The sequence below is a fragment of the Micromonospora sp. U56 genome (assembly GCF_018070095.1).
GTDB classification, from domain to species: domain Bacteria; phylum Actinomycetota; class Actinomycetes; order Mycobacteriales; family Micromonosporaceae; genus Micromonospora; species Micromonospora purpureochromogenes.
Genome location: NZ_JAGPYL010000002.1, coordinates 15,647 through 29,130 on the forward strand (window position 1 = coordinate 15,647; position 13,484 = coordinate 29,130).

At 71.3% G+C, this 13,484-nt stretch carries 13 protein-coding genes and 1 pseudogene; 6 read left to right on the forward strand and 8 right to left on the reverse strand.

Annotation, left to right across the window (positions count from 1 at the left end; translation table 11 throughout):
- Positions 1 to 18 precede the first annotated feature (18 nt).
- The 3 genes from KBX37_RS01285 to KBX37_RS01295 are packed head-to-tail and all read right to left on the reverse strand — an operon-like array spanning position 19 to position 2,767.
- The gene (locus tag KBX37_RS01285; RefSeq protein WP_210773776.1) at positions 19 to 729 is read right to left on the reverse strand and encodes an SDR family NAD(P)-dependent oxidoreductase; all 711 of its coding nucleotides are present in this window, start codon (positions 727 to 729) and stop codon (positions 19 to 21) included.
- A 20-nt stretch (positions 730 to 749) separates the two neighbouring features.
- Positions 750 to 1,340: an aminodeoxychorismate/anthranilate synthase component II gene (locus tag KBX37_RS01290; RefSeq protein ID WP_210773777.1), complete on the reverse strand. Its 591-nt coding sequence runs from the start codon at positions 1,338 to 1,340 to the stop codon at positions 750 to 752.
- Positions 1,337 to 2,767, reverse strand: a complete 1,431-nt coding sequence (locus KBX37_RS01295; protein WP_247656843.1) for an anthranilate synthase component I family protein — start codon at positions 2,765 to 2,767, stop codon at positions 1,337 to 1,339. Before KBX37_RS01295 ends, KBX37_RS01290 begins: the two co-directional genes overlap by 4 nt.
- A 439-nt stretch (positions 2,768 to 3,206) precedes the next feature.
- On the opposite strand from KBX37_RS01295, the gene KBX37_RS01300 reads away from it, so the two are divergent.
- Both KBX37_RS01300 and KBX37_RS01305 read left to right on the forward strand, forming a co-directional pair.
- Positions 3,207 to 4,559, forward strand: a complete 1,353-nt coding sequence (locus tag KBX37_RS01300) for a PLP-dependent aminotransferase family protein (protein WP_307848911.1) — start codon at positions 3,207 to 3,209, stop codon at positions 4,557 to 4,559.
- Between the two features lie 336 nt (positions 4,560 to 4,895).
- Positions 4,896 to 5,330 carry a protealysin inhibitor emfourin gene (locus tag KBX37_RS01305; RefSeq protein WP_210773780.1) on the forward strand — a complete coding sequence of 145 codons (435 nt, stop codon included), beginning with the start codon at positions 4,896 to 4,898 and terminating at the stop codon, positions 5,328 to 5,330.
- A gap of 57 nt (positions 5,331 to 5,387) precedes the next feature.
- Here KBX37_RS01305 and KBX37_RS01310 read toward each other — a convergent pair.
- Positions 5,388 to 6,232 (reverse strand): annotated as a pseudogene (locus tag KBX37_RS01310) (alpha/beta fold hydrolase).
- Positions 6,233 to 6,344: 112 nt separating this feature from the next.
- Positions 6,345 to 6,959: a phosphotransferase gene (locus KBX37_RS01315; protein ID WP_374103632.1), complete on the reverse strand. Its 615-nt coding sequence runs from the start codon at positions 6,957 to 6,959 to the stop codon at positions 6,345 to 6,347.
- Between KBX37_RS01315 and KBX37_RS35845 the strand changes: the two genes are divergently transcribed.
- A complete protein-coding gene (locus KBX37_RS35845) occupies positions 6,933 to 7,163 on the forward strand; it encodes a hypothetical protein (RefSeq protein ID WP_374103635.1) in 231 nt (76 codons plus the stop codon). The two genes, KBX37_RS01315 and KBX37_RS35845, sit on opposite strands and share 27 nt — an antisense overlap.
- A gap of 180 nt (positions 7,164 to 7,343) precedes the next feature.
- Here the strand turns inward: KBX37_RS35845 and KBX37_RS01320 are convergent, their stop codons facing one another.
- Positions 7,344 to 7,868 (reverse strand): hypothetical protein, encoded by a 525-nt coding sequence (locus tag KBX37_RS01320; protein WP_210773782.1) that lies wholly within the window; start codon positions 7,866 to 7,868, stop codon positions 7,344 to 7,346.
- 223 nt (positions 7,869 to 8,091) lie between these two features.
- On the opposite strand from KBX37_RS01320, the gene KBX37_RS35510 reads away from it, so the two are divergent.
- A complete protein-coding gene (locus KBX37_RS35510) occupies positions 8,092 to 9,591 on the forward strand; it encodes a GGDEF domain-containing protein (protein WP_210773783.1) in 1,500 nt (499 codons plus the stop codon).
- 31 nt (positions 9,592 to 9,622) lie between these two features.
- Positions 9,623 to 11,215, forward strand: coding sequence for a hypothetical protein (locus KBX37_RS01330; protein WP_210773784.1), 1,593 nt, complete (start codon positions 9,623 to 9,625; stop codon positions 11,213 to 11,215).
- A 92-nt stretch (positions 11,216 to 11,307) separates the two neighbouring features.
- Here the strand turns inward: KBX37_RS01330 and KBX37_RS01335 are convergent, their stop codons facing one another.
- Positions 11,308 to 11,736: a GNAT family N-acetyltransferase gene (locus KBX37_RS01335; RefSeq protein ID WP_210773785.1), complete on the reverse strand. Its 429-nt coding sequence runs from the start codon at positions 11,734 to 11,736 to the stop codon at positions 11,308 to 11,310.
- 419 nt (positions 11,737 to 12,155) lie between these two features.
- Here KBX37_RS01335 and KBX37_RS01340 point away from each other — a divergent pair, with 419 nt between their 5' ends.
- Complete coding sequence (locus KBX37_RS01340; protein WP_210773786.1) at positions 12,156 to 12,638, forward strand: MarR family transcriptional regulator; 483 nt, start codon at positions 12,156 to 12,158, stop codon at positions 12,636 to 12,638.
- Positions 12,639 to 12,737: 99 nt separating this feature from the next.
- Here KBX37_RS01340 and KBX37_RS01345 read toward each other — a convergent pair whose 3' ends face one another.
- Positions 12,738 to 13,469, reverse strand: coding sequence for an MBL fold metallo-hydrolase (locus KBX37_RS01345; RefSeq protein WP_210773787.1), 732 nt, complete (start codon positions 13,467 to 13,469; stop codon positions 12,738 to 12,740).
- Between the last annotated feature and the right edge of the window lie 15 nt (positions 13,470 to 13,484).

Sequence of the window (13,484 nt, forward strand, 5' to 3'; positions counted from 1 at the left end):
GGCGGGCCGTGGCGCAGGTCAGTGCAGGCCGCCGTTGACGTCCAGCACGGTGGCGGTGATGTAGCTGCTGTCCCGGCCGGCCAGCCACGCGACGGCTGCGGCAATCTCGGCCGGCTCGCCGAACCGGCCCAGCGGGATCCGGGCCCGGTAGTCGTCGCGCCGGCCGGCCGGGATCCGGGCGGCCATCGGGGTGTCGACCAGCCCGGGTGCGACCGCGTTGACCCGGATGCCACGCCCGGACAGCGCCCGGCCGAGACTGCGGGTGAGCGCGATGACCGCGCCCTTCGAGGCGCCGTACGCGGCGTCCGGGCTGCCGGACTGCCCGCTGATCGAGGCGACGTTGACCACGCTGCCGGGCCGCCCGGCGGCGACCAGGGCGCGGGCGTACGCCTGGGTGCAGAAGAACGCGGCGCCCAGGTTGACGTCGAGCACCTGCGCGTACGTGGTCGGGTCGTAGTCGAGGAAGTCCCGGGCGTGGTAGACGCCGGCGTTGTTCACCAGCACGTCGGGCAGCCCGTACCGCTCGTGGATCCGCCCGAAGAGCTCCTCCACCTGGCCGGGCACGGCCACGTCGGCGACCAGCGCGGCGTGGGCCGACGGGTCGGCGGACTGTTCGACGTCGACGCTGAGCACCCGGTGCCCGGCGCCGGCGAGGGCGGCCGTGACGGCACGGCCGATCCCGCCCGCGCCGCCGGTCACCACGGCGACCGGGGCTGAATGCTCAGGCATGCCGATCCCCCGTGTGCCGCTCAACCGGCGACGGGCAGCGCCGTCGGGGCGCCGCGCAGGAAGTTGTCGAACAGGCGCAGCCCGTCCTCGGTCATCACGCTCTCCGGGTGGAACTGGACCCCCTCCACGGCGAGGGAGCGGTGGCGCACGCCCATCACGTACCCGTCGTCGGACGCCCGAGCGGTGACCTCCAGGGCGGGCGGCACCGGGTCGTCGACGATGAGCGAGTGGTAGCGGGTGACGGTCAGCGGGGCGACCGCCCCGGAGAAGACCCCTCGGCCGTCGTGATCGACCAGGCTGGTCTTGCCGTGCATCAGGTGCCGGGCGACCGCGATCGTCCCGCCGTAGGCCAACCCGATCGCCTGGTGGCCGAGGCAGACGCCGAGCAGCGGAACCCGGCCGGCGAAGGCGTGCACCAGCTCGACGTGCCCGGACTCGGCGGGGTGTCCCGGGCCGGGGCCGAGCACCACCGCGTCCGGCCGCAGCGAGGCGAGCTGCTCATCCGTGCGGGACCGGGAGCGGACCACCACGGTACGGGCGCCGAGGGTGCGCAGGTACTGGTCGATGATGTGGGTGAAGCTGTCGTACGCGTCGACGAGCAGGACCTTCACGGCAGCAGCTCCTCACCGGTCAGGGCCCAGTAGGTGGCGCTCATCTTGGCCAGCGTCTCCCGCCACTCGGCGGCGGGCGTGGAGTCGGCGACCACCCCGGCGGAGGCCTGCGTGCGGTATCGGCGACCATCGTGGACGGCGGTGCGGATGCAGAGCGCGAGCACCGCGAAGCCGCGCACGTCGACCAGGCCGAGCGCCCCCGCGTAGACGCCCCGGGGCTCGTCCTCCAGGCCGTCGATGATCTCCATTGCCCGCAGCTTCGGGGCCCCGGTCATGGTGCCGGCCGGAAAGGCGGCGCAGATGGCCGCCCACACGTCGGCGTCGTCGGCGAGTCGACCGGAGACGGTGGAGACCAGGTGGTGCACGTACGCGAACGGTTCGACGTCGAGCATCGCGTCGACCGAGAGCGTCCCCGGCTCGCAGACCCGGCCGATGTCGTTGCGGCACAGGTCGACGAGCATGACGTGCTCGGCCCGTTCCTTCTCGCTGGCCAGCAGCTCCGCCACCCGCCGGCGGTCGGTCTCCGGATCGGCCGCCCGGGCCGCGGTGCCGGCGATCGGACGCATCGACACCCGCCCGTGGTCGATCCGGAGGAACAACTCCGGGCTCGCCCCGATGACGGTACGGCCCGCCCACGGCACCAGGTACATGTACGGCGAGGGGTTGCGGTGGCGCAGCCGCCGGTAGACCTGGAGCGGGGTGAGGTCGGTCTCGACGTCGATCCGGTGGCCGATCTGGATCTGGTAGCTGTCACCGACCTCGATGTGTCGCAGGCACTGCTTCACCCGGGCCGCGAAGGTCTCCTCGTCGAGGTTGTCCCGCACGAGGGTCGGCGGCGGGGCGACCGGCACGTCCCGGTGGTCCTCGGGAAGCCCGGCCACCAGGTCGGCCACCGCGAGCGCGGGCTCGGTCGGCAGGTGCGGGCCGGCGGCGGAGAGCTGCTGGACGGTGCCGGAGCGCAGGTCCCACCAGGCGGTGTGCCGGAAGAGTGCGAGCGTGCAGCGGGGGACGTCGTCGACCGCCCGGTCGACAGCAAGCTCGTCCATGTCCCGCGCGGCCTCGTACGCCAGGGTGGTGAGGAAGCCGAAGGCGAAGCTGTCGGCGGACACCGTGGTCTCGACGGCGAACGACCGCTGCACCGCCCGCAGCGCGGCCCACACCTGCGCGGGCCCCGGCACCGCCCAGCCGTGGGTGTCGCCCCGGCGCCGGACGGGCTCGCCCAGGACGGCCGTGACCACGACGGCGAGGGCGTCGCCGAGCGGACCGGCGGCGGTCAGTTCGAACCGGTCGGCGATGATCCGCAACTCGGCGAGCCGTCCCCAGCCCACCGCTGCGGCGTGCCGGTCCCGGGCCGGGCCGTCCAGGCTCTCGAAGAGGTAGATGTCGTCCGCGGCGCGGTTTTCGGCGAGCGCCGTGTAGAGCGACAACGGATTGATCGATGGCAGTGTGACAGATGTCACGCTAATCGGAATAGTGCCCGCCAGGGGCGGGTGCCGATCCGCCAGGGAATGGGAATACCCGGGACGTGCGGCTACCTCGGTTGACAATGAGGACACTGTGGAACCCCCTCTGAACAGCCCGACTCCCGTGCCACCATTGGCAACGGTCCCGCCGCCCGAAGCAGCAGGTCGGACCTCCCCCCGTCCGAATCGCACACCCACCCGTACGCCGACGCGACAGGGCATCCGGAGGCGTCCGCATTGGACGGCCTCGGAACATGCGCCCCGATTCGCCGGCGGTCGCGTTGTTGCGCGTCCGGGAAACACTTTCGCCAAGTGCAGGTCGCGTTGTCCATACCACTTCAAGGACTGCGGAGAGGACCACTTGGTGTTGCATCTAGGCTTGTCAATAGATGGCGATTCCCGCGTGACATTGGCGGTGCAGCTCCGGGACGCGTTACGCCGGCAGATCGAGGAGGGGGCGCTGCTCCCCGGCACCCGCGTCCCGTCGAGCCGGCAGCTCGCCGTCGACCTCGGCGTGTCCCGGAGTGTGGTGGTCGAGGCGTACGAGCAGCTCGGCGCCGAGGGCTATCTGGTCTCCCAGCGGGGCTCCGGCACCTCCGTCGCGGCGACGGCCCGCACCGAGGTCGGCTCGGCGCTCACCCCGGAGGACCGGGCCCCCGCCAGGGCCCTCCGGGACCTGCGCACCGGCGGCTCCGACGTGTCCGGCTTCCCGCGCCAGGAGTGGATCCGCTGCATCAGCTCTGTGGTCAGCGCCGCCGGCCCGCGGGAGCTGGGCTACGCGCCGCCGTCCGGGCTGCCGGTGGCCCGGCACACGCTCGCCGGCTACCTGGGTCGGGTACGCGGAGTCCGGACCCGACCCGAACACCTCATGATCACCTCGGGGTTCGCCCAGGGGCTCGCGCTGCTCTGCCGGGTGCTGCGGGACCGGGGCCACGACACGCTGGGCGTGGAGGACCCGGGGCACCCGGGCGAGTGGAAGTTCATCGCGGACGCCGGCCTACGCCCGGTGGGTATCCCAGTCGACCGACGCGGCATCCGGGTCGACGAGCTGGCCCGCAGCGGCGTCCGGGCGGTGCTCACCACCCCGACCAGCCAGTTCCCGACCGGGGTCGCACTCGACCCGGAACGCCGGGCGGAACTGGTCGACTGGGCCCGCTCGGTGGACGGGTACATCGTCGAGGACGACTTCGACGCGGCGTTCGCCGGGCCGTCGCAGCGCATGCCGGCCCTCCAGAGCCTCGCCCCCGACCGGGTGATCTACGCGGGCAGCGCCAGCAAGGTGCTCGCCCCGGCACTGCGGCTCGGCTGGCTCGCCACGCCCACCGAGCTGACCGCGCCGGTCGAGCGACTCCGGGCCGGCTGGGACCTCGGCTGCTCCGGTCTCGAACAGCTCGCGTTCGCCCGGCTGGTCGACACCGGCGCCTTCGACCGGCACCTGCGCCGGCTGCGCGCCGAGTTCCAGAAGCGCCGCCAGACGGTACGCCAGCACATCAGCCGCCATCTGCCCGGCGTCACGCTGCTCGGCGGGGACAGCGGACTGCAGGCGTACCTGGTGCTGCCGCGGCGGTGCGCCGAGGAAGAGATGGTGCAGGCCGCCCGGCGGCGGTCGGTGCTGGTCCGGGGCGGCCGGTTCTACGCCCTGCGGGACGACGACCGGCCACCGGCACTGGTCGTCGGCTACGCCGGGGTACGCGGGGCCGAGCTCGGCCAGGGCCTGGCCGAGCTCGCCGCGGCGTACCGCGACGTGATCGGGTGAACCCACCAACGATGTTTCCGGGGCCGAGGCGGCACCGCCGTCTCCGGTCCGGGCGGTCGACCTGGGAAGCGCCGCGGGCACGGCCTGAACGGGTCGAACCGACGCCGAATGAATTGTTTGAATGCCTTGAAACAATCGCAACAAATTGCACCGACCGAACCGTCCTCCCGGGACCGACAGACCTGGTTCGGTTGTCCCGATCGGTGCTAGAAATGGGGTCGACAAGGAACGGGCGACAGGCTCCACGACAACAGTCGGGGGGCCGGTCCCGGCGTCGGTGACCGCCGACAGGGATCCGCCGGGTTTCACCATTCCCACGAGGAAAGGGGTTCAGCCATGTCTGCCATGCTGCGCGCCATCGGCCGGATCATCACGGCGTTCGCGCTGCTCACCGGGGTCGGAGCCGCGACGCTCGCCTCCGCCGCACCGGCCCAGGCCGGTTGGAGCGACGCCTACCAGGTGACCCTCACCCGCACCGGTGGATTCGCCGGGGTGAACGAGCAGTACACCGTTTCCGCCGGCACGGTCCACATCTCCACCGCTGATCTGATGGCGACGGCCGGCTCTTGCGAATTCCGTCGCCTTTCGCCGTCGTATACGGCGGGCGCGGGTGCCGACCAGTTCCGCTACACCGTCAGCGTGACCTACCGCAACGGAATCACGAAGACGGTGTCCACTGAGGACGGCGTGGAGGCGCCCCAGGTGCTGTGGCAGGTGCTCGACATGACCCTGCAGATCCGCCGGGACCTCGCGCCCGCGTCGGCGAGCTGATCCCATCGGTGCTTCGGCCGGCACGTGGCACGCGGGCCGGCCGGGCACGTCATCTGATCACCGAGCGTCTCCCAGGAATCTCTCGACCGCCGACGCGAAGGCGGCCGGGTCGTCGACCCAGGGAAAGTGCCCCGCGCTCGGCTGCACCAGCACCTCGGCCCGGGCGAACAGGCGGGCCAACTCCCGCACCGCCGTGACCGTCGGCCAGATGTCGTACTCCCCGGCCACCAGCAAGGTCGGTGCCGGCACGGCGGCCAGCCGGGCGGGCAGCGCCGGGTCCGGGGTGAAGCCGGCGTAGAAGCCGTCGGTGGCGGGCGCGGAGAACTGGGCCGGCTCGGCGGACGCCTGCGCCCGGGCCGCCGCGTCCCACCGGCCGTACAGCAGGGGGGCGGCGAGCCAGCGGTATTGCTGCTGCTCCTCCTCGGTGCTGGCGTCGGCGTGCAGCGCGGCCACCGCCTCGGCGTACCAGGGTTCGTGCGCCCGCTTGGCCAGGACGTCGGCCACCGCGAGGTCCGACTGGATGTCCACCACCCGCAGTGACGGCGCCACAGGACGAGGCGGTCCAGCCGCTGCGGGTGCCGGTCGGCGTAGAGCAGGCAGATGCCCCAGCTGGCGGAGTGCCCGAGCAGGTCCATCCGGTCGAGTGCCAGGTGGCGGCGCAGCGCCTCGACGTCGTCCACCAGCCGATCGACGCGGTAGCTCGCCGGATCGGCGGGGACCTCCGACGCGCCCGTCCCCCGGTTGTCGAGCAGGACCAACGTCCTGGTCGCGCTCAAGCCCCCCAGCTCGGCCAGGTATTCGACCGCCTGGCCGGGCCCGCCGGGGACGCAGACCAGCGGTGGACCGGAACCGACGCGCCGGTAGGCCAGTTCCGTGCCGTCCGAGGATCGAAAGCGCTGCATGGCGCCCCATCCTGCCACCGACGGCTCGACGGTTTCCCGCCGTGGGCATCGGCGCTGCCTGCCCCACACGGTCCTGGCACGCGGGCGCACGCGACCGTCGCCGGACCGCGGGTCAGTGCGGGCTCGGTTCGAGATGACCGGTCAGGTACGTCAGGGACGCGGTGATGTCCTCGCCGGTGCCGTGCGGTCGGCGCAACTCGCCGACGTAGACGGCGATGTCGGCGAGCTTCCACCACAGCGGGTAGAGGTCGAGAACAGCCGGCCTGACGGTCCGGCCGGTGGCCCGTGCGTAGCGCGCGAGGATCTCCTCGTCGTCGCCGACCGGGTCCTCGCCGACCATCCGGGCGAGGGCACTGGTGAGCATCCACAGATCCCGTTCGGCCGGGGCGATCAGCACGGTGTCCCAGTCGATGAGCCGCAGTCCGTCGGGTGTCCGCATGACGTTGCCGGGATGGAGTTCGCCGTGCGTGAGCACCCAGTCCGCCGCGGTGGCGCGTACCCGGTCGACGCGCCGGTCGAACTCGGCGAGCAACCCTTCGACGTGCCCGGCGTGAGCGGACAGCAGCTGGCGGGCGGATTCGCCGTACGGCCCGCCGGTCCACTCCCGGTCGAGGTTCCGCAGCGCCTCCCGGAGCTCGTCCCGACCGGGCAGCACCAGGTCGGCCCGGGGTGCCAGGCCCGCCACGGCCGGGGTGGCCCGGTGCAGCTCCGCCAGCAGGTCGACCAGCTCCGCCCGGTCCTCGGGCCGGTGCGGGCCGGGACCGGCGCGAGGACGAAGTCGAGCCCGGCGTCCCGGCGCAGGGCCAACGCGCTGCCGTACGACCGACCGAGCCGGTCGAACATCTCGTCCCGCCCGGCGGCGTCGAACCCGAGGTCGTCGACCTTCACGAACCACGCTGTCCCGCGCCGGTCGACCATCGACCAGTGGTAGCTGCCCGCGCCCACGGGGAGGTACCCGGCCGAGTCGACCTCGACGCCCCAGCCTCCGGCCAGGGCGGCGATCAACTCCGCTTCGGTCAGGCCGGCCGGTCTGTCTCTCATGCGCCGCGATTCTGCCCCGGCCCGCGCACCGTCGCAGGTCGATTTCCCGTGGGTCGACCCCGGGCCCGGCCTAACGGCTCGGAGTCGCCTTCCCGCCCGGGCTGCCCCCGTCACCCGGGCCGGTCACCACGGCGCCCACGATCCCGACCACCGTGGCGAGCAGGATCGCCCCGACGGCGATCGCCACGGCCGCGAGCATGCCCCGTGGTCCCCGTCCGTTGGGATCGAGCGGGTGACAGGTACGGACGGCCGGCGCCCCTCGCCGCGCACCGCCTGCTCCGGCCGGGGTCGGCCCGGCCTCCGCCGCCCGCGTCCAGGTCGGCGCCGAATCGGGCTGGTGCACGACCGGCGTCGGCTCGTCGTACGGCTCGGGAGCGGGGGACGGCGCCGGCTCCTCGGAGTACCGGTCGGGAACGTCGACGAACCGGCGGACCAGCGAGGCACTGCGGAAGTCGTGTTCGGCCGCGCAGTGCAGGCAGACGTAGTCGGCCGTCGACCGGCCACAGCGCGGGCACAGACCGGCGGGGTTCAGGGCGTCGTCCCGGTCGGGCGGCGCGTCCCACCCGGGGCGGCTGTCATCGGTGGAACCCGTCACCTCGTCCTCACCGTACGGGCCGGGAGCGGCCGGCGCATCGACGGCGATCCGCTCGCACCGTCCGTCCCGCGCACCGTATCCCGCCGGATGCGGGGCCGCCATCCGTCAGTCCCGCCCGCCGGGACGGTGGCGGTGGACGGGTCATTCGGCGAACGGTGGGCTCGCGTCGGTGTAGCGATACCGGTGGTTGGCTGCCGTCGATCACCGCCTTACCGTGTTGGCCGTGAGCGTGTTCGACGGGGTCGACTGGGAAGCCCGCCCGCTGGGCCGGTATCGCGGCCTGCACTCGGTGCCGGGCGGTCTCGGCCTGAGCCTCGCCTACCTGACGCTCTGCCTGACCGGCATCGCGGTCTATCCGTACCTGTCCGACGCGCAGCGGATGGTCGACTACCTCGTTCTGTCGTTCGCGACGGTCCCCGCCGTGGTGGTCGGGCTGAACCGGACACCCGCCGACAGCCGCAAGCCCTTCTGGTTCCTGCTCGCCGCGCTGGTCAGCTTCAACGCCGGCAACGTGGCCTGGTACTGGTACGTCTTCGCGATGGGCCTGCCGAGCGGCGACGGCACGATCGCCGGGATCTTCGCGGCGCTCGCCCAGGTCTTCATGTTCTCCGGGGCGATCACGATCGTCGCGCGCCGCGGTCGTGACGACGTCGGCGGGTTGATCGACAGCACCATCATGGCGATGGCGGCCGGCGGCGTGATCTGGAGTTTCCTGCTGCTGCCGCAGCTGCGGGAGGTCGCCGCCGCGCAGGTGTCGCAGATCGCGGCGTGCGTGACGGTCTTCATGCTGACCGGCGTCTTCGGTTGCCTGACCCGGCTGCTGCTCACGGCCAGGGAGTTCATTTCGGCGCTGTGGTTCCTGGTCGCGGCGATGGGCTTCTCGCTGGCCGGGGTGATCACCGTCGCGCTGGTGGTCGTACCGGGATCCGGTTCTCGGCCCGCCTACACGGACATGATCTACCTCGCCGGCTACACGGCGGTGGGGTTGTGCGGGCTCGCCCGGTCGGTGGTACGCCTGCTCCAGCCCGGTCCGGCGCCGAAGGACGACCTGAGCAAGGGACGGCTGGTCTTCCTCGGGCTCGCGCTCTGCGCCATGCCCGCCGTGGGCGCTGCCAGTGAGCTGTCCGGCCGGGACGTCGACACGGCCCTGCTGGCCGTCAGCACGGCCGCGGTGACCCCGCTGGTCATGCTCCGGATCTGGGGCGTGTGGTCGGAGCGGATGCGGGTCCTCCGGTACCAGGCGAGCTTCGACCCCGTCACCAACCTGCCGAACCGTCACGAGTTCGCCAACCGGTTGGACGCCGCGCTCGCGGGCGGCCGCCCGGTGGTCGTGCTCTTCTGTGATCTGGACGGATTCAAGGCCGTGAACGACCGGTACGGCCACACCAGCGGCGATCAACTACTGATCCAGGTGGCCGAGCGACTGGGTCGTTGCCTGCGCCCGGGCGACACGGTGAGCCGATTCGGCGGCGACGAGTTCGTCGTCCTCTGCGTCGACATGGAGCGCTACGACGCGACGGAACTGTGCCTGCGCATCGAGACCGCCTTCCGCAAGCCGTTCGCGGTCGACGGTGAACCGGTCGTGATCGGAGCGAGCATCGGCATGGTCTGCAACGACCGCACCGAGAACGGTGAGCAGTTGATCCAGCGGGCGGACGCCGCGATGTACACGGCCAAGCAGGAGCGCCAACAGGTCCCTGGCGTACGGACCAGCGTGGCCTGACCCGGGCCGGCTCCGGGTGGGTGATGCCGGTTTGCCGAATGTCATCGGCGCTGGACTTTCGGCGGCTGTGGCGACGGCAGGAATTGGTGTTGCGCACGCTCGAGGTGCCCGGTCTCCGCTCCGCAATAACGTGGGGACATCGCGTCTCCGCAGCATCCACTATGCTCCGACAGGTCGCGCCCGGCGGCGGCGGGGAATTGACCCGCGCGATTCATGGCCGGCGTCGACCAATCACCCAACCGGAAGTCACCGCGTAACCTCGGAACGTTCGGAGGCCTCAACGATGGCCCGCCCAAGGACGCGACGATCCGTCGCGATCATCGCGCTCGCGCTCTCACTCGCCGGCGTCGTCTCGATACCGGCCCCCGCCTCGGCCGCGTTCAGCCAACCCCTTTCCATATCGCCGGCGGGGTACGACTCCTACGACCAGCAACAGACCTACGACCGGCAGGGCGACGCGCTCTTCGTCTGGGTGCGTGCATCCCACACCTATCCGCACCCGCGGTACGTCGAGTTCAAATCCCGCAGCTACAACGGCCGATGGGGCACCACGACCACCCTGTCCCCGGCCGGCCAGGCCCCGCACAGCCCACAGGTCGCGGTCGATGACGACGGCGACGCGATCGTGGCGTGGCGCGCGTACAACGGCGTCGACAACAGCATCTATGCACGGAGAATCTCCAAGGGTGGCATCCTCGGACCGCTCATCACGGTCTCGGCCGGCGGGGTGCAGGCCCACGGCACCAACGTGGCCATCGACTCCGACGGCGACGCCGTGGTGACCTGGGCCGAGTGGCACGACGACGGCAGGGTCTTCCCGATGATGCGCCGGTACAGCAGGAGCGGGTCGCTGTCGCCCGCCGTCGTGCTGGCGTCGACTCCGTCAGATGCGGAAACGCCGGCGGTGGCGTACGACCGCGACGGTGACGCCGTCCTCGCCTGGGCCAACGACAACGTCGTGCAGGCCCGCACCCTCGGCGCTGATGGGACCATCAGTGAGCTCAAGACCGTGTCCGCGCCCCTCTCGCCGATCGACCGCCACTTCACTGCCAAGGTGACGGTGGACCGGGACGGCGACGCACTCGTGACCTGGCGCCACTGGAGCGACCAGGGCCAGAGCACGTCGGTCTGGGGTCGCTGGGTGGCCCGCGACGGGACCGTCGGCAAAGTCCGTCAGCTCACCCCCGCACTGCACACGGACGTGGTGAACCACTCGGTCGCCGGCGACCTCGACGGCGACATGCTGCTGACCTGGGACCTGTTCTCCACCGGGCACCTGTACGCCGTGGCCATCAGTCCGGCGCAGACGGTGGGGCAGCCGGTGCTGCTGTCGACCTGGGGCCGTCTGCACTCGGTCCGCCTCGATGACGACGGTGACGGCATCGTGGTCTGGCAGGGGAAGGGCCTCAACAACTCGGTCGGCAGCGTGGAGGCACGTCGCGTGACCCGGTCGGGCACCTTCGGCACCACGGAGGTGATCGTGGGGATCGGTGTCGATCCGACAGTCGCGGTGACCCATGAGGGACGGGCGGCGGTCGCCTGGGAACGGCGGTTCCAGGTCGATCTGCAGATCCAGGTGAGCGTCGACCCCTACTTCGTCACCGCTCAGGGAATCCGTTCCTAGGCCGTCGGATGACTGTTGGTGGAGCCTGAGGGAATGGGGGTCCGGCCGGACGGCCGGACCCCCATTCGCTGTCCCTGGTCCGAGACGTGTGGCTACCCGAGCGGTTGTCTCGACGTATCGCCCATGGGCTTGGTACACAGCACGTCGGGCATGGGCAGATACCCGAGTGTCTGCCAGAACCTGAGCGCCGCCGTGCTGTCCGGCATGACGAGAAGGTTCACCCGCGGACATCCCATCGTGGTGAACCGTGCTTCGAGCTCACCGACCAACACGGTCGCGATTCCCTGCCGGCGGTGGGCAGGGTCCACGGCCAGGCGCAGGATCCAGCCGCGGCGCCCGTCGTAGGTGCCCAGCACCACGCCCGCAATGACACCGTCCACCTCGGCGACCAGGAACAGCTGCGGGTCTCGGGTGAGCTTGGCGGTCAGTTCGCCACGAGGCAGCACGTCCCGCCCCGTCGCGGCCCACAGCGCGGCGACATCGTCGTAGTCGCGCCAGCAGAACTCACGGCTGTAAATCAACGTACGACTCCTTGTCACTTCGCCCCCGGCCGATGGAGTCGCCGGCGACGACTCGCGGACGGAAGGTCCGGCGTCGTGGTCAACCGACTCCCAACGATCGAAGTTGACGGAACTCACCCGGAATCTGTGGGAGCCGGCAGCTGCGCTCCCCGCCGGCCACCCGGTTCACCATGACCATTGAGTGGGGGCGGTGCCCTTGGCGTGGCGGGCATTGAGAGCCGTAGGCGCCAGCGGCGGCGCCGAACCTGTGGCGCTGTTCCTGGTCGCACTGACTTTGATCGGGCCGCCATCCACGCTGGGTGCGACGCCGCATCGGGGTCGAAAGGGTGACCGAGGTCTGCCGGCGCCCACAAGAGGGGGCTCCTCAACAAGTCCGGCTTGACCTCAAGCTGCCTTGAACTTCTACCGTGGCGAGGTCTATGGAACTGGTCAAAGGAGCTATGAGCGTGGTTTTGAAGGAGTACTCCCAAGACAAGCTTGCCTCCCAGCCCATCGGCTACTGGAGCGGCGAGGCATACCGCAGAGTGGTCGGACGCATCCGGGCAGAGCTCGCCGTGGAAGACCTCGCTCAGCCGCACTGGTGGACGCTCAACCATGTCGCTGGCTCCCCCGGCACCTGGAGCCGCGCCGACCTCGCCGAACGGCTCGCTCCGTTCGATGACCTCGGTATCGATTTCGACGAGGTGTTCAACGACCTGATCGGTCGTGGCTGGATGAAGGAGAACGGGGGAACCTTGACGGTCACCGAAACGGGCGAGGCGGGGCGGCTCCGCGCCAAGGCACGAAACGCACGGGCTCACGAGCAGATGCACGAAGGCATCGAAACCGCCGAGTACGTCGCGGCTCTCAACGTCCTGCGCCGCATGATCGCCAACCTGGGTGGTAACGGCGACCTTCCCTAGCCCTGTATCGAGGTCGGCTGTGGCGGGTGAGCTGTGGACGCCCTGGCGGTGACGGGGAAGTTCGACCGCCGTCCGGCGGGACCTTTCCTCCTCCTCAGGTCAGCCGGAGAAGGAGGCGAGCAGTTCCCGGACCTCCTGACCGGTGCGCGGATGACTGTGGCTGTCGACATACCAGTCGAAGGTCCCGAACGCCTTCTCGTCGAGCAGCGACCGGACCAGCTCCCCGTCGTACGTGTCACCCGGCTGCCGCAGGTGGTACGGCGGCGGATAGAAGCAGTCGCCGAGCAACAGCACGCCGGAGTCCGGCACCGCCACCACGGTCGAGTCCTCGGCGTGCCGGCCACCGACGTGGCGCACCTCGATCCCGCCCGGCAGGGCCAGCACGTCGTCGAACTCGGTGTGCGGCGGCACGACGGCGAAACCCTCCCAGGAGACCATCGCCCAGCCCCGGGCCCGGAAGCTCGGTCCGAGCAGGGGATTGGCGGCCACCTCCTCGCGCAGATACCGGTGCCCCCACGGGCGTCGGGCCTCCGCCTCGAGGATGCGGGCCCCGGTCCGGTGGCCGATGACCTCCACGTCCGGCCAGGCGCACGCCCCCCAGACGTGGTCCCAGTGGTGATGGGTGTAGACCAGCCGACGTGGTGCCGGCAGCCCGGCCGCCTCGATCGCCGCACGGATCCGCCGGGCGGCCGCCGGGCTGTTGCCGGCGTCGACCAGCACGCTGCCCGACTCGTCCGCGATGACCGCGACCCCACCCTGGATGTTGTCGTGGTCCTCGTCGTGGGGATACCACCACACCCGGCCGGCCAGGTTCCGTAACGATGCTTGCATCTCGGGCACCGTAAC